Genomic DNA, 18,905 nt, shown 5'->3' with positions numbered 1-18,905 from the left:
CCCCAGTGGGGGTCCCCCCTCTGGGGGAGGGACGGGTAGGGGCGGCGGGGGCGAACCCCTCTCACCTGCACCTTTCCCCACTCCGCACGCCATTGTCAGTGGGCTGCGGTAGCTTCCGAAGTGCTGGACGCAATGAGGCGTACGACACAGGAACGGCCACAGGGGTGGGTGGACGATGAGCAACACGGCGACTACGACGGACCTCGACGAAACACTGGAGCGACACCGCGTCGAACTGACCGGGTACTGCTACCGCATGCTCGGCTCCTCCTTCGAGGCGGAGGACGCGGTACAGGACACCCTCGTCCGGGCCTGGCGCAGCTACGACAAGTTCGAGGGCCGCTCCAGCGTCCGCTCCTGGCTGTACCGCATCGCGACAAACGTCTGCCTGGACATGCTGAGCGCGGGCAACAAACGCGCCCGCCCGATGGACCTGACCGAGTCGACGCCGCTCGCCCAGGCCGCACTCTCCCCCCGCCCCGACCACACCTGGCTGGAACCCATGCCCGACGCCCGCGTACTGCCGACGGTCGAGGACCCCGCCGAGGCCGCCGTCGCCAAGGAGTCCGTACGGCTGGCCTTCATGGCCGCGCTCCAGCAACTGCCGCCCAAGCAGCGCGCGGTGCTGATCCTGCGCGAGGTGCTGGCCTGGAAGGCGAGCGAGGTCGCCGAGCTGCTCGGCACCTCGGTCGCGTCGGTCAACAGCGCCCTCCAGCGGGCCCGCGCCACGCTCGCCGAGCGGGAGCAGCAGGGCGCCGACGCCTCGATCGCGGACCCGCTGGACGAGGAGCAGCAGAAGCTCCTGGAGCGGTATGTCGCGGCCTTCGAGGGCTACGACATGACCGCGCTGACGGCGCTGCTGCACGAGGACGCCATCATGACGATGCCGCCGTTCGACCTGTGGCTGACCGGCCCGTCGGACATCACCGGCTTCATGACCACGCTCGGCGCCTCCTGCGCCGACTCCCGTCTGCTGCCCGTCCAGGCCAACGGCCTGCCGGGCTTCGCCCACTACAAGCCGGACGAGGAGAACGGCGGCTACACCCCGTGGGCGGTGCAGGTGCTGGAGATCTCAGACGGCCGGATCACCGGGTTCCACTGCTTCCTCGACACCAAGCGCTGGTTCCCGCTGTTCGGACTGCCCCTCCACCTCGAAGCGGAGGCCGACCAGGTCGAGAAGGGCGCCTAGGGCCGGATCGGGGTCGCGCAGGCGTATCCGGCCGCCGCAGCGCCGGGCGGCGAGCTGGAGCCGCGCCAGCAGATCGACGGCGCCGAGGCCCGGTGGCCCGAGGCCCCCGACATCGCACACCACGACCCCGGCCCCGGACCCTTCCAGCAGAGCGCGCACGTCATCGCACAGGCCTGTCACCTCGTCCTTGGTGACGGGTCCTGCCAGCACGAGTACAGCGGGTGTCATGGCGTCCACGAGCGGTAGACCGGGCGGGCGCGCGGAACTCATCGCAGCATGCCGAACGGGACCGGCGCAGGTCCGCCGGTCCCGTTCATCCACACAGGCAAACGCCTGGTCAGGCAATACGCTCCAGCACCACCGGCGACGCCGTGAAGTCCGTCCCCGCCGCCGCGATGTCGTACGAGCCCTCCATCGCCTGGAGCGCGTACTCGAAGCGCTCCGGGGTGTCCGTGTGGAGGGTCAGCAGGGGCTGGCCCTCCTTCACCGTGTCGCCCGGCTTCGCGTGCATCTCCACGCCCGCGCCCGCCTGCACCGGGTCCTCCTTGCGGGCGCGACCCGCGCCGAGGCGCCAGGCGGCGACGCCGATGCCGTAGGCGTCGAGGCGGGTCAGGACGCCGGACGACGGGGCCTTCACCACGTGCTGCTCGCGCGCCACCGGCAGCTCCGCGTCCGGGTCGCCGCCCTGCGCCGCGATCATCCGGCGCCAGACGTCCATCGCCGAGCCGTCGGCCAGCGCCTTCGCCGGGTCGGCGTCGCGAACGCCCGCCGCGTCCAGCATTTCGCGGGCCAGCGCCAGGGTCAGCTCCACCACGTCCGCGGGTCCGCCGCCTGCCAGGACCTCCACCGACTCACGGACCTCGAGGGCGTTGCCCGCGGTCAGGCCCAGCGGCGTCGACATGTCCGTCAGCAGCGCCACCGTCTTCACGCCGTGGTCGGTGCCGAGGCCCACCATCGTCGACGCCAGCTCACGCGCATCCTCGATGGTCTTCATGAAGGCGCCCGAACCCACCTTCACATCCAGGACCAGCGAGCCCGTCCCCTCGGCGATCTTCTTCGACATGATCGAGGAGGCGATCAGCGGGATCGCCTCGACCGTGCCGGTCACATCGCGCAGGGCGTACAGCTTCTTGTCCGCCGGAGCCAGGCCGTCGCCCGCCGCGCAGATCACCGCGCCGGTGGTGTCGAGGACGTTCAGCATCTCCTCGTTCGACAGCAGCGCGCGCCAGCCGGGGATCGACTCCAGCTTGTCCAGCGTGCCGCCCGTGTGGCCGAGGCCGCGGCCCGAGAGCTGGGGCACGGCCGCGCCGCACGCCGCCACCAGGGGCGCCAGCGGCAGCGTGATCTTGTCGCCGACGCCGCCCGTGGAGTGCTTGTCGGCCGTCGGCCGGGACAGCGAGGAGAAGTCCATGCGCTCGCCGGAGGCGATCATCGCGGCCGTCCAGCGGGCGATCTCACGCCGGTTCATACCGTTGAGCAGGATCGCCATGGCGAGCGCGGACATCTGCTCGTCGGCGACCTCCCCACGGGTGTACGCGTCGATGACCCAGTCGATCTGCTCGTCGCTGAGCTCACCGCGGTCCCGCTTGGTGCGGATGACGGAGATGGCGTCCATGGCCATGACTTTCCTTCCGACGTTCTCAGAAAAAATGCGCGGCCCCTCTGAGGCGGTTCAGAGGGGCCGCACGAGAGTTACTTGCGGAGATGGCCCGGGCCGAAGGCCTGCGGCAGCATCTCCGACAGCGGGAGGATCCCCGCCGGTGTCTCCAGCAGGAGCTCCGGCCCGCCGAACTCGTACAACAACTGCCGGCAGCGACCGCACGGGACGAGGATCTCGCCCCTGCCGTCCACACAGGTGAAGTGCGTGAGCCGGCCGCCCCCGGTGCGCTGCAGCTCCGAGACCAGACCGCACTCGGCGCACAGGCCGAGGCCGTAGGAGGCGTTCTCCACATTGCAGCCGGAGATCGTGCGGCCGTCGTCGACGAGGGCCGCGACGCCGACCGGGTAGCCCGAGTAGGGGGCGTACGCGTGGCTCATCGCCTCGCGCGCCGCCTCCCGCAGGGTGTCCCAGTCGACCTCGCGCGTCACTTGCCCTGGCCCTTCCGGTACGGCAGACCGTCCGCCTTCGGCATCCGCAGGCGCTGGGCCGACAGGGCGAGGACGATCAGCGTGATGACGTACGGCGTGGCCGAGACGACCTGGTTGGGGACCTCGTTGGTGCCCGCGTACCAGGCGAACACCAGGCCGCCGATGAGCAGGGTGATCGCGGCCGAGGTGTACTTCTTCCGGAACGCCAGCCAGATCGCGCCGATGATCAGCAGCAGCGCGCCGAGCAGCAGCAGGGCGTGGACGTTCTCCGAGCCGCCGCGCAGGTTGAGGCTGTCGGTGTAGCCGAACAGACCGGCGCCGATGGCGAGTCCGCCCGGCATCCAGTTACCGAAGATCATCGCGGCGAGGCCGATGTAACCGCGGCCGCTGACCTGGCCCTCCAGATAGAAGGGGTTGGCCACGATGGAGAGGAAGACACCACCGAGTCCGGCCAGACCGCCGGAAATGATCACGGCGATGTACTTGTACTTGTAGACGTTCACACCGAGGGACTCGGCCGCGACCGGGTTCTCACCGCAGGAGCGCAGCCGCAGACCGAAGGCCGTACGCCACAGGATCCACCAGGTGGCCGGGATCAGCGCGATCGCGATCAGGGTCAGCCAGGAGACATTGGTGACCAGGCCGCCGAGCAGACCGGCGATGTCCGAGATGAAGAACCAGCCCTGGTCGTTGAGATCCCGCAGCCAGTCGGACAGGCCCGGCACGGTGAAGTTGCCGAGGGAATCGACCGCCGGGGACTGCTTGGCGGAGCCGCCCGGGTGGCCCTCGAAGGCGAGGGGCGCGAGATAGCGGGTGGCGCCGAGGGCGAGGATGTTGATCGCCACACCGGAGACGATGTGGTTGACGTTGAAGGTGACGGTGACGAGGGCGTGCAGCAGACCGCCGATGCAGCCGCCGATGATGCCGATGACGACACCGGTCCACGGGCCCCACTGGAAGCCGGCCCAGGCACCGAACCAGGTGCCGAGGATCATCATGCCTTCGAGGCCGATGTTGACGACGCCCGCCCGCTCGGCCCACAGACCGCCGAGACCGGCGAGGCCGATCGGCACGGCGAGCTGGAGCGCGGTGGACATCTGGCTGACGTTGGTGATGCCGTCGGCGCCGGTGATGATGCGGACGATCGAGGTCAGCGCCAGGGCTCCGGCGATGACCAGCAGCAGGACGGGCCACGACAGGCGGCGGCCCTTCGGAGCCGCGGGCTGCAGCGTGGGCTGGTTGACGTCAGTCGCAGAGACGGGCGCGGTCATCGGCCAGCCACCTCCTTCGTGGTGTTGTTGTCGCCGCCGAGGACGTGACCGGCGGCCAGTTCGGCGCCGACCCGGCGCTGCTGGCGGCGCAGGCCCCACTCGCGGACGGCCTCGTAGGAGACGACGACGGAGAGCACGATCAGGCCCTGCATGATGACCGCGATCTCCTTGTCGTAGTCGTGGAAGTCCAGCTCGGGCGAGGCCTTGTCGAGCCAGGCCCACAGCAGGGCGGCGAACGCGATGCCGACCGGGCTGTTACGGCCGAGCAGGGCGATGCCGATGCCGAGGAAGCCGATGCCGGTGGGGAAGTTGAGGCTGTAGGTGTGGGTGTCGCCCATCAGGATCGGCAGGCCCGCGAGTCCGGCGATGGCGCCGGAGATCAGCATGGCGGTGAGCACCATGCGCTTGGGGTCGACACCGCTGGCCGCGGCGGCGGACTCCGAGGCGCCGGAGGCGCGCAGGTCGAAGCCGAAGCGGGTGCGGTTGAGGACGACCCAGTAGCCGATGCCGAGCAGCACGGCGAGGATGACCAGGCCGTAGATCTCGCCGGAGTCGCCCATGTCGATACCGGGGATCCAGCCGGACTCGTGCATCTCGCCGGTGGTGTTGTTGTTGCCGACCTTCACACCGAAGACGTCGGGCAGCCACAGATAGGCGATGACGGAGGTCGCGATCGCGTTGAGCATGATCGTCGCGACGACCTCGCTGACGCCCCGGGTGACCTTCAGGACACCGGCGATACCGGCCCAGAAGGCGCCGGTGCACAGCGCGGTCAGCAGCAGCAGCGGGACCTGGATGGCGGCCGGCAGATCGGCGTGGGCGCCGACGATGGCGGTCATCATGGCGGCGAGCTGGTACTGGCCGTCGACGCCGATGTTGAACAGATTCATCCGGAAGCCGATGGCCACCGCGAGGGCCGCGATGTAGTACATCGAGGCCTGGTTGATGATCAGGACCTGGATGTCGGAGAACGAGGCCTGCTCGAACATCAGGGTGTACGGCTCGATCGGGCTCTTGCCCGAGGCGATCAGCACGATCGCGCTGAGCGCAAAGGCCACGGCGAGCGCGATGACCGGACCGGCCACCGCGAGGAGCACGCGCTCCTTGTCGAACTTCTTCATCAGCGGGCCTCGTCCTCACCAGACTCGGGGGTCTCTTCGTGCTCCAGGTGGCCGGTCGCGGCACCGGTCATCGCCGAGCCGAGCTCCTCCGGGGTGATGGTGGCCGGGTCGGCGTCCGCGACCAGCTTGCCGTTGTAGATCACCCGGAGCGTGTCGGACAGGCCGATCAGCTCGTCCAGGTCGGCGGAGATCAGCAGCACGGCCAGGCCCTCGCGGCGGGCCTCACGGATGTGGTCCCAGATCGCGGCCTGCGCACCGACGTCCACACCGCGGGTGGGGTGGGCGGCGATCAGGAAGCGGGGCTTGTGCTCCATCTCGCGGCCCACGATCAGCTTCTGCTGGTTGCCGCCGGAGAGGGATGCGGCGGTGACGTCGATGCCGGGGGTACGGACGTCGTACGCCTCGACGATCCGGCGCGTGTCCGCCTGCGCGGCCTTCGGGTCCAGCCAGATGCCCTTGGCGTTCGGCTTCTCGGTGACATGGCCGAGGATGCGGTTCTCCCAGAGGGGGGCCTCCAGGAGCAGGCCGTGGCGGTGGCGGTCCTCGGGGATGTACCCGATGCCCTCCTCGCGGCGCCTGCGGGTGGGCCAGGCGGTGATCTCCTCCTCGGCCAGCGTGATGGTGCCGGAGTCGGCGCCCTTGAGGCCGATGAGCGCGTCGACCAGCTCGGTCTGGCCGTTGCCCTCGACGCCGGCGATGCCCAGGACCTCGCCCGCGTGGATGGTGAAGCTGATGTCGTCCAGCAGCGCCTTGCCGCCGGGCGCCTCCAGGCGCAGCTTGTCGACGGTGATGACCGGGCGGTCGGTGACCGTGGACTCGGCGGTCTCCGGGGTGGGCAGCTCGGAGCCGACCATCATCTCGGCGAGCTGACGCGGGGTGGTCTCGGCGGGTACGGCGGTCCCCACCGTCGTACCGCGGCGAATGACGGTGATCTCGTCGGCGACGGAGAGCACCTCGCCCAGCTTGTGGGAGATGAAGATGACGGACAGGCCCTCGGCCTTCAGCTCGCGCAGGTTGTCGAAGAGCGCGTCGACCTCCTGCGGCACCAGGACGGCCGTGGGCTCGTCGAGGATCAGCGTGGTGGCGCCGCGGTAGAGGACCTTGAGGATCTCCACGCGCTGACGGGCGGCGACGCCGAGCTCCTCCATCAGACGGTCGGGCTCCACGCCGAGGCCGTAGCGCTCGGAGATCTCCTTGATCTTGCGGCGGGCCTTGGCGCCGATGCCGTAGAGCTTCTCGCTGCCGAGGACCACGTTCTCCAGGACCGTGAGGTTGTCGGCGAGCATGAAGTGCTGGTGGACCATGCCGATGCCGAGGGCGATGGCGTCGGCCGGGGACGAGAACGTGACCTGCTTGCCGCCGACCGCGATGGTGCCCTCGTCCGGCTTCTGCATGCCGTAGAGGATCTTCATCAGGGTCGACTTGCCGGCGCCGTTCTCGCCGACGAGGGCATGGACGGTGCCCTTGCGGACCGTGAGGTGGATGTCGTGGTTGGCCACGACGCCCGGGAATCGCTTAGTGATCCCGGCGAGCTCGACGGCGGTCACCTGACCGTTGACCGCCGCGCCGGCCGGAGGGCTGCTGGACGCGTTGATGGCGCACTCTCCTGGGGACGGGGGTCGTCTACGCGCGTAGCGCCCCTACGGCATACAAAGGGGTGACGCATCGCTGACAACGGGGTACAGGGAGCAAGCCTCCCCGTACCCCGTTGAGCGGACGTAACCCCGCGGTTACACGCTGCTCAGGGTTCAAGGGGGCGTCTCATGGATCCTGCCGGCGTCGCGGGCCCTGGCACGCACATCTGCGGCGTTGTCGTCGGTCGCCGACGCTCCGCGTCGACTCCCTCCTCCGCCTTGCAGCTGCACGCACCAGACCCCGCTCGGCTCGGTTGCGGCGCGCCGTTACCTACAGCCGGCCTGATCCATGAGACACCCCCTTGCTTCTCAACTGCTCTTGACCTTGATCTCGCCGTTGATGATCTTCTCCTTGGCCGTCTCAATGGCTTCCTGGAGCTCGGCATTGTCCGCGAACTTCGGGTTGGAGTTCGACAGGCTCACCTCGCCGGTCTTCAGATCGCCACGAACGATACCGGTCTCGGGCTTGCCGTCCTCGACCGACTTCGCCAGGTTGTACACCGCCTTGGCGACGTCCTTCATCGCCGAGGTGAGGATCGAGTCCTTGTACTTGGCGAGGGCTTCCTGCTTGTACTGGTCGGAGTCCACACCGATGGCCCACACCTTGTTGGCGGCGGCCGCCTCGATGACGCCCTGGCCGGAAAGACCGGCGGCCGCGTAGACGACGTCCGCCTTCTTCTCGATCTGGCCCTCGGCGGCCGTCTTGCCCTTGTCGGGGCTGGAGAAGCCGCCCTCCTCCGCGGTCTGCGTGAGGTACTGGGATATGACCTTCGCCTTGGAGTTGGTGTCCTTGACGCCCTGCTCGAAGCCGGCCTGGAACTTGTGGATCAGCGGGATGTCCACACCGCCCACGAAGCCGACGACGTTCGTCTTGGTGCTCTTGGCGGCGGCGACGCCGGCCAGGTAGGAGGCCTCCTCCTCGGAGAAGACCAGGTCCGCGACGTTCGTCGCCTCGACGGTGGAGTCGTCCACGATGCCGAAGGTGGTGTCCGGGAACTTCTCCGCGGCACCCTTCACGGCGGCGGCGTACGCGTAGCCGACGCCCACGACGGGGTTGTAGCCCTGCTTGGCGAGCGACTCCAGGCGCTGCTGCTTGTCCGCGTCCGTCTCACCCTCGGTGGGCTCGACGTCCTGCGTCTCGTAGCCGAACTCCTTCTGCGCCTGCTCCAGGCCGGCGTAGGCCGCGTCGTTGAAGGACTGGTCGCCCTTGCCGCCGACGTCGTACGCGATGGCCAGGCCCTTGTCGCCCTTCGACTCGGACGAGCTCTCGGTCGAGGTGCCGCCGCAGGCGGAGAGCGCGAGGGCCAGAGAGGCGGTCGCTGCGCCTGCGACCGTGATCCGGGAAATCCGGCGCATGTGAGGTGCTCCTAGTCGTACAAGCGCCGGACGGTTAGTGCTTCACAGCTTCGGCGCTGGCTTCGCCGCAGATTAACGCGCGTAGACCTGCCTGAAAACCCCTTCTGTCCACCTTGTTATGCGGCCGTGCTCAACACCACTCGAGCCGTGCCCAGAGGCTTGCCGACCGCAAACGACGGGTGGCGGTGGGTGACCTCTGCCTCGAACGCAGAAGCGGGCGGGTGTGCTGGACACCCGCCCGCTTCAGGCGATTTGACGCGCTTGGCCCGATCGGGCGGCTGCGACTACTCCGTCTTGACCTTGATGGTGCCGGCGATGATCTCTTCCTTCGCCTTGGCCACCGCGTCGGTCAGGCCCGCGATCTCGGCCATCTTCGGGTTGCTCTCCGCGAGGCCGACGCCGTTCACCTTCAGGTCGAAGGTCTGGACACCGGTCAGCGGCTCGTCGTTGTTGACGGACTCGGCGAGGGCGTAGACCGCGCCGCCGACGTCCTTGAGCGCGGAGGTGAGGATGTACTCCTTGTACGCCGACAGGGCTTCCTGCTGGTACTGGTCGGAGTCGACACCGATCGCCCAGACCTTCGCCTTGGCGGCGGCCTCGATCACGCCCTGACCGGACAGACCGGCCGCCTGGTAAACGACGTCGGCGTTCTTCTCGATCTGGCCCTCGGCGGCGGCCTTGCCCTTGTCGGGGCTGGAGAAGCCGCCCTCCTCCGCGGTCTGGGTCAGGTACTGCGAGACGACCTTGACCTTGGAGTTGGTGTCCGCGACACCCTGCTTGTAGCCGGCCTCGAACTTGTGGATCAGCGGGATGTCCACACCGCCCACGAAGCCGACCGTGTTGGTCTTGGTGGCCTTGGCCGCGGCGACACCGGCGAGGTAGGAGGCCTGCTCCTCGGCGAAGACGAGGGAGGCGACGTTGTCGCCCTCGACGACCGAGTCGACGATGCCGAAGGTGGTGTCGGGGTAGTCCTTGGCCACGGCCTCCATCGCGGGGCCGTAGGCGAAGCCGACGCCGATCACCGGGTTGTAGCCCTGCCGAGCGAGCGAGGCCAGACGCTGCTCCTTGTCGGCGTCGGTCTCGCCCTCGGTGGGCTCGACGTCGGCCGTCTTGTAGCCGAACTCCTTCTGGGCCTTCTCCAGGCCGGCGTACGCGGCGTCGTTGAAGGACTGGTCGCCCTTGCCGCCGATGTCGTACGCGATGGCGAGACCGAGGTCCTCCTTCTCGGAGGAGCTGTCGCTGTCGCTGGTACCACCGCAGGCCGTGGCAGCGAGCGCGATCGACGCGACCCCCACCGCGACGCGGGTCAGTTTGGATGTCCGACGCATCGTGAAGTTCCCCATTCTCCAAGCCCCGCAGTGGGTGCTGAGTTCGGCGCACATTAACGCGCGTAGACACTCCTGGGAACGGGGTACCGCGTGGCCGTTATCCATTCGTGCCGATGGCCGGTTACGTCCCCGTGAACCACCGGCTCAAAAGGCATGTTCCAGGACATCAGCGCGCATGCCTGAACGCCATGCCGCCAGACTCCACCCGGTCCGCTCGACCCGCAACCGGAACGGACCTACAGATCGATCAGCGCCGCCGCCGTGAACAGCTCCACGCCCACCGTGATCGCATGCTCGTCCACATCGAAGTCGCCCTGATGGAGGTCCCGCACCGTCCGCTCGCCCGGTGTGCGCACCCCCAGGCGGGCCATCGCGCCCGGGACGTGCTCCAGGTACCAGGAGAAGTCCTCGCCGCCGAGGCTCTGCTCGGTGGTCTCCACGGAGTCGGCGCCCCGGCGGGCGATCATGGCGTCCCGGAGCAGCTCCGCGATGCCGGAGTCATTGACGACCGGCGGTACCCCGCGGACGTAGTTGATCTCGGACTTGGCCCGGTGCAGGTTGGCGACCTCGTCGATCGCGGCGACCAGGATGTCGGGCGCCTGCCGCCAGGCGTCGATGTCCAGGCAGCGCACGGTCCCGGAGAGCTCGGCGTGCTGCGGGATGACGTTCGGGGCGTGGCCGGACTCGATCCGCCCCCAGGTCACGGCGAGTCCGCTACGGGTGTCCACGCGCCGGGCGACCAGCGCGGGCACGTCGGTCACGACTCGGGCGACCGCGGTGACCAGGTCGGTGGTCAGATGCGGGCGCGCGGTGTGGCCGCCGGGGCCGTCCAGCGCGATCTCCAGACGGTCACAGGCGGAGGTGATCGCACCCTCGCGGATGCCGATCCGGCCGGCGTCGACCCGGGGGTCGCAGTGCACGGCGACGATCCGCCCGACGCCCTCCAGCACCCCGCAGTCGATGGCATCGGCGGCGCCGCCGGGCAGCACTTCCTCGGCGGGCTGGAAGATCAGCCGTACGGGCCGGGGCAGCAGGCCCTGACTGTGCAGGTCGGCGAGGACGAGACCGGCGCCGAGCACCACGGTGGTGTGGACGTCGTGCCCGCAGGCGTGCGCCCGGTCCGGCACGGTGGACCGGTACGGGCACTCGGTCTTGGCGTCCGGGATGGGCAGGGCGTCGATGTCGGCCCGCAGGGCGAGCGCGGGCAGCCCGTCGTCCCAGTTGCCGATGTCACAGACGAGCCCGGTCCCGACCGCGAGCACCCGCGGCTCGAGGCCGGCCTTCTCCAGGCGCTCCTTGATCGCGGCGGTCGTACGGAACTCCTGGTTGCCGAGCTCGGGGTGCATGTGCAAGTCACGGCGGAAGGCGACGAGTTCGTCACGCAGCGCCTCGGGCAGCGTGCCGGGAAGCAGTGCTTCCCCGGCTTCCCCCGGGAGATCGGCCTCGGACTCTACGGACATCAATTGCTTCACCCTCTGAAGGGTAGGACGCCCGGGTGGCCAACTGCCCCTCGATCAACAAAAGTTCAGCCCGTTAGGGGAAGAAAAACTGGCCGCCAGACGCATAGGTGTGGGTTGGGATGGGTAAACTCCCTCACTTTTCGGCGAGTCGATCATGAAGCACCCATCCGCTCTCCTACCAACCCATACCACGCCACAGACAGCCGCGTCGGTTCTGTTCACCTGTCGGAAGCCGGCGTCGAGGCGCCCTCGAGCGTTCGTACGGCCTCCAGCGCGCCCAGGATGCAGGTCAGGTCGGCCGGGGCCGCGGCCAGCCGGACCGGGGTCCCGGCGTCGTCGAGGTCGGCGATGTGCCAGCTCCGGGGCACGGTGTCGCCGTCGCTGCCGCGCGCTCGCCGTACCTCCTTGACGGTGAGCCGCCGGGCCGGGATGACCCGGGCCGCGTATCGCCCGGGTCCCGGCGTCACCGCGGGCGGCTCGTCGCCGCCGAGGGCGATGTGGGTGCCGAAGCCGTGCGGGTTGTAGTCGGTGGACTCCAGGAAGCGGGCGGGGAGGAAGACCTCCTCCTGCTCGGTGTCCGCCCCGGTCTCCGCGGGCGTGCGAATGCCGGTGGCGCGCCAGGCCCAGGCGGTCATGGCGAGGGTGGCGGCGGTGCCCGCGGCGGCCCAGATGACGGTCTTCGGGGAGTCGAAGAGGGTCGTGGGGTGCAGATAGCACAGGGGCAGCAGCCACATGCCCGTCCCCACGAGGACGGCCGCGAAGGGCAGGGCCGACGGAAGGACCTCGTCGTCGGGGAGCCGACGCCCGCGCCGGCGCGTCAGCATCTGGGCGGCGGGGTAGCCCGCGGCGAGGGCGAGTCCGGCGGAGATGGCGGCCAGGTCGCCGGGCGGGGAGACATGCTCGCGCCAGACGTAACGGCTCCCCGCGACCTCCATGATGTCGCCGCGCCAGACGGTGAGCTCGACCTTGTCACCGGGCCGGAACTCCAGGCCGGCCTCCCGTGAGACTCGGAGTCGGTCGATCGGCTGATCGTCTGCGAAGAACAGTCGGCCACTCCCCTTCGGCCCGTCGTTGTCGGCCCGCTCGATCACGGCCGGGAGGGTGGACAGGCACTCGCGCCGGTCGGCGGCGGGCGTGGTGTCCGTGCACGGTACGGCCGCCTCCCACTCCCGTTCGTGCGCATCGACATGCGGCACGAGCCAGGCGGCGAGCCCCGCTCCGGCGAGCAGCAGGACGCACAGGACCGGGGACCAGACCGAGCCGCGTCCCGCGGTGCGCTGGGAGACGATGACGAGGCGGTCCGACTCGGGGGTGCCGTGACGATGGTGCAGGGCGCGCAGGGCGTCCAGGTCGGTGTCGAAGTCCCGGTCGCTGCCCCACCCCACGGGCAGGGGCAGCTGCCGCTCGCGCCCGTCGCGCAGTGCTAGGAGGACATGCCGGGACTGCTCGCCCCGGGGCCACGTCTTCACCCGTACGCGCAGGTCGGCGATGTCCGTCCAGGGCACGGTCCGGCGCCGGGTGGCGATGCCGCGGGCGTCGGCACGGACCTCGGCCGAGGCGGAGCGCAGCGCGGCGAGACCGATGCCGAGGCAGAGCGCGCCGACTGCGACGAGCGGAACCGGACCTCCCAGGACGAGACCCAGGGCGGCGAGGAGGACCCCGGCCGCCATGATCCCTACGACGACCCGGAGGGCCCGCCGCCAGCGGGACCGGAGGATGACTTCACCATTCACACCGGCCATCCTGACGTGTCCAGGGCGGGCCACACTTGTGGGGTGTCCGGCAGTTTTCGGCTCGGTGAAGTTGCCGACGGCCGCCGCGCGGGTCGCCTAGGCTGCGGCCACGTGACGGACCCGAGCACGGACACGGACTTCATACAGGCCACGAGCACGTCGTACGACGCGATAGCCCCCGCCTACACCGACCGCCACCCCGACGGTCTGGGCCACCACCCCTTGGAGAAGGCCCTCCTCACCGCCTTCGCCGAGCAGGTCGGTGAGCACACCAGAGCCCCGGTGGGCGATCTGGGTAGCGGTCCCGGCTATGTCACCGCCCGTCTGCACGGCCTGGGCGTCGAGGTCTTCGGCGTGGACGTCTCGCCGCGCATGGTGGCCCTGGCCCGCGAGGCGCACCCGCATCTGCGGTTCCACATCGGCACGATGACGGACCTGGACCTGCCCGACGAGACCCTGGGCGGTATCACCGCCCTCTACTCGGTCATCCACATCCCGACGGACCGTCTGACGGCCGCGTTCACGGAGTTCCACCGGGTCCTGGTCCCCGGTGGCCATGTCCTGCTGTCCTTTCAGACGGCGGACGCCGACGAGCTCATCCACCTCACGGAACGCTTCGGCGAGGACATCTCCCTGCACTACTACATCCGCACCCCGGAAACGGTGACGGCCCACCTGAGGAAGGCGGGCCTTGTCGTGCAGGCGCGGGTGGTGCGGGAGCCCGTGGGTGAGGAGAAGATGGCGCGGGCGTTCCTGCTGGCTCGTAAGCCCGTCTAGACCGCCGTCACCGCCGCCAGCCGGTGCACGTCCTTGGCCGAGCCCGTGACCCCGGACAGGAAGCCCTGGGCCCGTGGTGAGGCGTGGTCGGTGAGCCAGGTGGGGTCGATGTCGCAGACCGCGACCTTGACGTCCGTGCCGGACAGGGCCAGCGGCAGGGTGTGGACGACCGTGGACGGGAAGCTCAGGATCGTTTTGCCGATCGGGCCCCGACGGGCGATCAGTTCCAGGGGGAGGTCCGGGCGGACTATTTCCAGGCCCGTTTCTACCGCCAGGCGGTGCAGCTTCTCCGTGCTCTCGCGGCGGTGGGCGAAGTAGCGGGTGGCGCCGTGGGCCTTGGCCAGGGTGTGGACCGCTTCCACATAGCGGTCGGCGTCCACCACGCCCGTCTCCACCAGCGAGGTGCCCACCATGTCCGCGCCCTTGCCGATGCGGGGCGGGCCGAAGCGGGCCCGGGTCCAGGCGAAGTCGTTCGTCGACATCGCGAGGCCCGGCAGGGTCTCCTCCATCGGCATGGAGGAGAAGATCTCCACCCTGCGGTTCTCCCCCGGCGTCAGTCGGCGGCGGGCCGCCGAGGACGCCGGGGCCAGGATCAGGTCCCGCGGGCCCGGGCGGCCGCCCTTGCGGTGCCAGCGCACCAGGCGTTCACCACGGGCCAGTTGGGCGACGAACTCCATCGTCGCCGTGCCGTCGTCGACCACGACCAGGTCACGGGCGCGAGTGATCGTCAGCAGCAGCTGGACATAGCGGGAGAAGGGGTCCCCCAGGACCACGCGCGATGCCTTGCGGAGCGTCCCCGCCAGGCCACCGATCGTCTGGAACGGCGCCGCCGCGCCGCCCCGCGCCTCCTCCCAGCGCACCTCGTGCCCCTCCTCACGGGCCAGCTCCGACATGCGTCGCAGCTGGCCGCGGGTCATCGGGTCGATCGGGGACAGGACCACGAGGGTGAGCCCCGCGCCGAGCGCCTGCTCCTGGGCATGCGCCCACTCCAGCACATTCAGCAGCTGTACCGGACTCTCGACGAACGCGAGAGTGCGGGTGCCGGCGTTCCCGGCGCGGGGGCTCATCTACGTACGACCGTCCCGTCGTAGGCGATTTTCTGGGGGGGGGGTGACTCAGACCGAGACCGGCTCGCCGGCGGCCGCGGCGATCTCGGCCTCGGCGACGACGCCCTGGACGCGGCGCAGCTTCTTCATCGGGCCGAGCTCGGAGTCGTAGACCTTCTTGACGCCGTCGCCGAGGGAGGCCTCGATCGTGCGGATGTCGCGCACCAGGCGGGTCAGGCCCTGCGGCTCGACGGACGCGGCCTGGTCCGAGCCCCACATGGCGCGGTCGAGGGTGATGTGACGCTCGACGAAGGTGGCGCCCAGGGCGACCGCGGCGAGGGTGGTCTGCAGGCCCGTCTCGTGGCCGGAGTAGCCGATCGGGACGTTCGGGTACTCGGCCTGAAGGGTGTTGATCACCCGGAGGTTGAGCTCCTCCGCCTTCGCGGGGTAGGTGGAGGTGGCGTGGCACAGCAGGATGTTGTCCGAGCCGAGGACCTCGACCGCGTGGCGGATCTGCTTCGGGGTCGACATGCCGGTCGACAGGATGACCGTACGGCCGGTGGCGCGCAGGGCGCGGAGCAGCTCGTCGTCGGTCAGGGACGCGGAGGCGACCTTGTGCGCCGGGACGTCGAACTTCTCCAGGAAGGCGACGGCCTCGGTGTCCCACGGGGAGGCGAACCAGGCGATGTTCTTCGACTTGGAGTACTCGTCGATCTGGCGGTACTCGTCCTCACCGAACTCCACGCGGTGGCGGTAATCGATGTAGGTCATGCGGCCCCAGGGGGTGTCGCGCTCGATGTCCCACTGGTCGCGCGGGGTGCAGATCTCCGGGGTGCGCTTCTGGAACTTCACGGCGTCACAGCCGGCCTCGGCGGCCGCGTCGATCAGCTTGAACGCGTTCTCGAGGTCGCCGTTGTGGTTGATGCCGATCTCGCCGACGACGTAGACGGGGTGACCCGGGCCGGCGGTCTTCGAACCGAACTGACGCATGCGGGAGTTGGTGCTCATGGCAGGAACTGTCCTTACTTGGTGAGGGAATCGAGAGAGGGGCCGAGGATCCAGCTGGCGATCTCTCGGATCGCGCCGTCGCCACCCGGGACGGTGGTGACCGCGCGTGCGGCGCCGCGCACGACGTCGTGGGCGCTCGCGACCGCCACGGGCCAGCCCACGAGGGCGAAGCACGGGAGGTCGTTGACGTCGTTGCCGACGTAGAGCACGCGCTCAGGCGCGATGCCCTGCTCCTCGCACCACTGCTTGAGTGCGAGGTCCTTGCGGTCGATGCCGTGCAGGACCGGAATCTTCAGCTTCCGGGCCCGGGCGGCGACCACAGGGTTCTGTTCCGTGGAGAGGATCAGCATCTTCAGGCCGCTCTTGCGCAGGGCCGCGATGCCGAGTCCGTCTCCGCGGTGCACGGAGACGAACTCCTTTCCATCGGTGTCGATCAGCACCCGGTCATCGGTCTGGGTGCCGTCGAAGTCCAGTACGACCGCGTCGATGTCGGCGGCGGTCGGGAGCGAACCGGGGCGGTCCGCGTCGAACAGGGGCGCGAGGGCGCGGGCCCGAGCGAGGTCGTGCGGATCGTCGATCTCCAGCACGCGCGCGGGGTCGGTGCGGACCAGTTCGGTACGGCCGAAGAAGCGGTGGTTGTGCTTGCGGAAGCCGGCCGCGTCCATCGCGTAGGCGGCGCCGGTCTCCAGGTAGTCCTGGGGGCGGTCCTGACGGCGGGGGCGGTAGGCCTTGTCGTGGTTGACACCGACGCCGCCCTCCGAGGGCTCCTCGGCGTCGCGCCAGACGAAGCCGTGGAAGGGGGCCACGGTGACCGCGGTGTCGGCGCCGTTCTCCACGACCGCCGCCGCGACCCCGTCGATGTCCTCGCGGATCACGAAGGGGCTGGTGCACTGCACGAGCAGGACCACGTCGACCGGGGAGCCGTGCAGGGCCTCATGGCCGTCCATGGCGTGCAGGACGGCGGCCTCGGAGGTGGCGGTGTCACCGGCGATGGCGGCGGGCCGCAGCACGACCTCCGCTCCGGCCGCGCGGGCGGCGGCGGCGATGGCCTGGTCGTCGGTGGAGACGACGACATCGGTGACGATCCGGGCGGCCAGGCACTCGCGCACCGCGCGGGCGACCAGCGGAACACCGCCGACGGGGGCGAGGTTCTTGGCGGGCACACCCTTGGAGCCACCGCGCGCGGGAATGACGGCGAGCACGCGCCGCACAGAGGCGCCGGCGCTGGCCGGGGAGTCGGACATGGGTTGCACTCCTTGTGCAGAGTTCGCAGAGCTATGGAGGGCGGCGAAGCCGCCCGACAGGGGCGCGGGGCTGTGTTGATCAGCGGCTCCGCCGCGGGGCGCGACAAGCCCAGACGGCGCGGCAGACGGTCGACGGCCGGTCACAGCTCCCCCATCCGCCGGATAACAGGCGCCACCCGCTGCACCCCGTGCCGATAGGCACCACGGGCAGCTCGGCGCACGATCTGCCGGACGGGCCCGGGGTCCTTGTCATGCGCGGGAGCGCCCGGCAGCGGACTGCCGTCGGGCCCGAGATGGTGGCGAGCGAGGATGCCGGGCAAGTAACCCGGCGCCGTCGCGGGCGTGTAGTACGGGGTCAGCGGCGCCAACCCCCCGGGCAGGGCCCGCAACTTCGCGATCCGCTCCCGCGCCGCGTCGAACGCGGTCTCGTACCCCCCGTCCGCGGCGACGCCCTGGCGGGCCACCCACTCCTCGTCGGGGGCCGGACTGTGTCCCTCGTCCAGCTGGTCCCAGGAGGCGAGGCAGCCGGAGCCGATGAAGTGGTGGTTGCCGAGCATCTCGCGCACCCCGAGGTCGGTGAGCACGACGGTGGGGATCCGGCGGTGGAGCGACTCCAGCGCGGCCGTCGAGCTGACCGTGACCAGCAGGTCGGTACGGTCGAGCACCTCGCCCATGTGCCCGTAGACCAGCCGGAAGTTGGCCGGCAGGTCCAGCTTCTGTGCCAGCTTCTGGTAGGGCAACTCCTCGATGTGCGTGGTGTGTTCGCCCGGCCTGGAGCGCAGCTTGAGCAGCACCTCGCGCTCGGGGTGCAGCCGCGCGTGCTGGACCAGGCGGTTCAGCAGGTACGTACGGTCCTTGCGGTTCTCGGGGACGGAGGGCTGCGCGGCGAAGACGACCGTGTACGGGTCGTGCTCCCCCTCGTAGGGGGCTCCGCCGAGGAACGGCAGCGCCACCTCCGTCACCGCCGAGGCGTCGGCGCCGACGCCCTCGTACACCGCGCGGAAACGCTCGGCGTCCTGGCGGGAGTTGGCGAGGACGAGGTCGGCGCCGTGCCGCAGCAGCAGGCCGTCGGCGAGCTTCTCGTAGACGACGCCGACATAGCCGGTGACGACGACGGGACGCTTCTCGTGGCCCTCCCACACCCGCGCCAGGCCGTGCAGCATCGCCTGGACGCCACCGCCGACGAGCGCGAGTACGACGATGTCGTACTCCTCCTCGGCCATCGAGCGCAGGAACTCCACCGCTGTCACCTCGCGCAGGGAGTCGGCTTGCACACCGACTTCCGCCAGTTGGCGCGCGGTGGGCGTGGCCCGGCCGCGCAGCAGGAATCCGTTGAGCGCAGGGGCGACTTGCGTGCCCCCTGCGGCTCCGGCTTCCATGGACGGGCCCGGGGAGATGCGGCCCGCCGTCAGCGCACCCCATTTCCAGCGGGTGTCGGAGTCCGCGAGGACGGCAATGCGCGGCGGCTTCGTTGTACTTGCTGGCACGAAGAAGACGCTAGGAAGCATTTCCTAGGTATAGCCCAACCACGAATCAACGAAAAGTTAACAACATCCCACCGCGAGCCGAACTGGCCCGTCAAAACCCGGGAAGTACATGGCATGCACCGTTCCGACACACTGAGTTCACCCGCCGTACGCGCGCCGTCAA

General features: G+C 69.9%; 16 protein-coding genes. 2 read left to right on the top strand and 14 right to left on the bottom strand.

The window, feature by feature from the left end:
* Positions 1-175: 175 nt before the first annotated feature.
* Positions 176-1,189, top strand: a complete 1,014-nt coding sequence (locus OHT76_RS27005) for a sigma-70 family RNA polymerase sigma factor (protein WP_328873441.1) — start codon at positions 176-178, stop codon at positions 1,187-1,189.
* On the opposite strand, the gene OHT76_RS27000 is transcribed toward OHT76_RS27005, so the two are convergent.
* The 10 genes from OHT76_RS27000 to OHT76_RS26955 form a co-directional block, all read right to left on the bottom strand.
* On the bottom strand, positions 1,073-1,459 hold the full coding sequence (locus OHT76_RS27000) for an STAS domain-containing protein (protein WP_328873440.1): 387 nt from the start codon (positions 1,457-1,459) through the stop codon (positions 1,073-1,075). The genes OHT76_RS27005 and OHT76_RS27000 overlap by 117 nt on opposite strands.
* Positions 1,460-1,526: 67 nt before the next feature.
* On the bottom strand, positions 1,527-2,804 hold the full coding sequence (locus OHT76_RS26995) for a thymidine phosphorylase (protein WP_328873439.1): 1,278 nt from the start codon (positions 2,802-2,804) through the stop codon (positions 1,527-1,529).
* Positions 2,805-2,881: 77 nt separating this feature from the next.
* Positions 2,882-3,277, bottom strand: coding sequence for a cytidine deaminase (locus OHT76_RS26990; RefSeq protein WP_328873438.1), 396 nt, complete (start codon positions 3,275-3,277; stop codon positions 2,882-2,884).
* Positions 3,274-4,548 carry an ABC transporter permease gene (locus tag OHT76_RS26985; protein ID WP_328873437.1) on the bottom strand — a complete coding sequence of 425 codons (1,275 nt, stop codon included), beginning with the start codon at positions 4,546-4,548 and terminating at the stop codon, positions 3,274-3,276. The genes OHT76_RS26990 and OHT76_RS26985 overlap by 4 nt, the downstream gene beginning before the upstream one ends.
* Positions 4,545-5,669, bottom strand: coding sequence for an ABC transporter permease (locus OHT76_RS26980; protein ID WP_328873436.1), 1,125 nt, complete (start codon positions 5,667-5,669; stop codon positions 4,545-4,547). The genes OHT76_RS26985 and OHT76_RS26980 overlap by 4 nt, the downstream gene beginning before the upstream one ends.
* Positions 5,669-7,216, bottom strand: coding sequence for an ABC transporter ATP-binding protein (locus tag OHT76_RS26975; protein WP_328873435.1), 1,548 nt, complete (start codon positions 7,214-7,216; stop codon positions 5,669-5,671). Before OHT76_RS26975 ends, OHT76_RS26980 begins: the two co-directional genes overlap by 1 nt.
* A 396-nt stretch (positions 7,217-7,612) precedes the next feature.
* Positions 7,613-8,659: a BMP family lipoprotein gene (locus OHT76_RS26970; RefSeq protein ID WP_328873434.1), complete on the bottom strand. Its 1,047-nt coding sequence runs from the start codon at positions 8,657-8,659 to the stop codon at positions 7,613-7,615.
* A 284-nt stretch (positions 8,660-8,943) separates the two neighbouring features.
* Positions 8,944-9,987, bottom strand: coding sequence for a BMP family lipoprotein (locus tag OHT76_RS26965; RefSeq protein WP_328873433.1), 1,044 nt, complete (start codon positions 9,985-9,987; stop codon positions 8,944-8,946).
* 236 nt (positions 9,988-10,223) lie between these two features.
* Positions 10,224-11,447 carry a M20 family metallopeptidase gene (locus OHT76_RS26960; protein WP_328873432.1) on the bottom strand — a complete coding sequence of 408 codons (1,224 nt, stop codon included), beginning with the start codon at positions 11,445-11,447 and terminating at the stop codon, positions 10,224-10,226.
* A gap of 218 nt (positions 11,448-11,665) precedes the next feature.
* Positions 11,666-13,189, bottom strand: coding sequence for a PH domain-containing protein (locus OHT76_RS26955; RefSeq protein WP_328873431.1), 1,524 nt, complete (start codon positions 13,187-13,189; stop codon positions 11,666-11,668).
* A gap of 102 nt (positions 13,190-13,291) precedes the next feature.
* Here OHT76_RS26955 and OHT76_RS26950 point away from each other — a divergent pair, with 102 nt between their 5' ends.
* Positions 13,292-13,957: a class I SAM-dependent DNA methyltransferase gene (locus OHT76_RS26950; RefSeq protein WP_328873430.1), complete on the top strand. Its 666-nt coding sequence runs from the start codon at positions 13,292-13,294 to the stop codon at positions 13,955-13,957.
* Here OHT76_RS26950 and OHT76_RS26945 read toward each other — a convergent pair.
* The 4 genes from OHT76_RS26945 to OHT76_RS26930 all read right to left on the bottom strand — a co-directional run bounded on the left by OHT76_RS26945 (position 13,954) and on the right by OHT76_RS26930 (position 18,742).
* Complete coding sequence (locus OHT76_RS26945; RefSeq protein ID WP_328873429.1) at positions 13,954-15,024, bottom strand: hypothetical protein; 1,071 nt, start codon at positions 15,022-15,024, stop codon at positions 13,954-13,956. The two genes, OHT76_RS26950 and OHT76_RS26945, sit on opposite strands and share 4 nt — an antisense overlap.
* 48 nt (positions 15,025-15,072) lie before the next feature.
* Positions 15,073-16,011 carry an N-acetylneuraminate synthase family protein gene (locus OHT76_RS26940; protein ID WP_328873428.1) on the bottom strand — a complete coding sequence of 313 codons (939 nt, stop codon included), beginning with the start codon at positions 16,009-16,011 and terminating at the stop codon, positions 15,073-15,075.
* Positions 16,012-16,025: 14 nt separating this feature from the next.
* Positions 16,026-17,255 carry an N-acylneuraminate cytidylyltransferase gene (locus OHT76_RS26935; RefSeq protein WP_328873427.1) on the bottom strand — a complete coding sequence of 410 codons (1,230 nt, stop codon included), beginning with the start codon at positions 17,253-17,255 and terminating at the stop codon, positions 16,026-16,028.
* 140 nt (positions 17,256-17,395) lie between these two features.
* A complete protein-coding gene (locus OHT76_RS26930; RefSeq protein ID WP_328873426.1) occupies positions 17,396-18,742 on the bottom strand; it encodes a DUF6716 putative glycosyltransferase in 1,347 nt (448 codons plus the stop codon).
* Positions 18,743-18,905: the final 163 nt, after the last annotated feature.

The organism is Streptomyces sp. NBC_00287 (assembly GCF_036173105.1).
Lineage (GTDB): Bacteria > Actinomycetota > Actinomycetes > Streptomycetales > Streptomycetaceae > Streptomyces.
The sequence above is the reverse complement of the archived record's forward strand: the minus strand, read 5'-3'. Positions and strand labels throughout refer to the sequence as shown.

Coding starts and splice junctions, on each gene's coding strand:
- OHT76_RS27005 (WP_328873441.1), top strand. CDS start 176: ATGAGCAACACGGCGACTACGACGGACCTCGACGAAACACTGGAGCGA.
- OHT76_RS27000 (WP_328873440.1), bottom strand. CDS start 1,459: ATGAGTTCCGCGCGCCCGCCCGGTCTACCGCTCGTGGACGCCATGACA.
- OHT76_RS26995 (WP_328873439.1), bottom strand. CDS start 2,804: ATGGACGCCATCTCCGTCATCCGCACCAAGCGGGACCGCGGTGAGCTC.
- OHT76_RS26985 (WP_328873437.1), bottom strand. CDS start 4,548: ATGACCGCGCCCGTCTCTGCGACTGACGTCAACCAGCCCACGCTGCAG.
- OHT76_RS26980 (WP_328873436.1), bottom strand. CDS start 5,669: ATGAAGAAGTTCGACAAGGAGCGCGTGCTCCTCGCGGTGGCCGGTCCG.
- OHT76_RS26970 (WP_328873434.1), bottom strand. CDS start 8,659: ATGCGCCGGATTTCCCGGATCACGGTCGCAGGCGCAGCGACCGCCTCT.
- OHT76_RS26965 (WP_328873433.1), bottom strand. CDS start 9,987: ATGCGTCGGACATCCAAACTGACCCGCGTCGCGGTGGGGGTCGCGTCG.
- OHT76_RS26960 (WP_328873432.1), bottom strand. CDS start 11,447: ATGTCCGTAGAGTCCGAGGCCGATCTCCCGGGGGAAGCCGGGGAAGCA.
- OHT76_RS26955 (WP_328873431.1), bottom strand. CDS start 13,189: ATGGCCGGTGTGAATGGTGAAGTCATCCTCCGGTCCCGCTGGCGGCGG.
- OHT76_RS26945 (WP_328873429.1), bottom strand. CDS start 15,024: ATGAGCCCCCGCGCCGGGAACGCCGGCACCCGCACTCTCGCGTTCGTC.
- OHT76_RS26940 (WP_328873428.1), bottom strand. CDS start 16,011: ATGAGCACCAACTCCCGCATGCGTCAGTTCGGTTCGAAGACCGCCGGC.
- OHT76_RS26935 (WP_328873427.1), bottom strand. CDS start 17,255: ATGTCCGACTCCCCGGCCAGCGCCGGCGCCTCTGTGCGGCGCGTGCTC.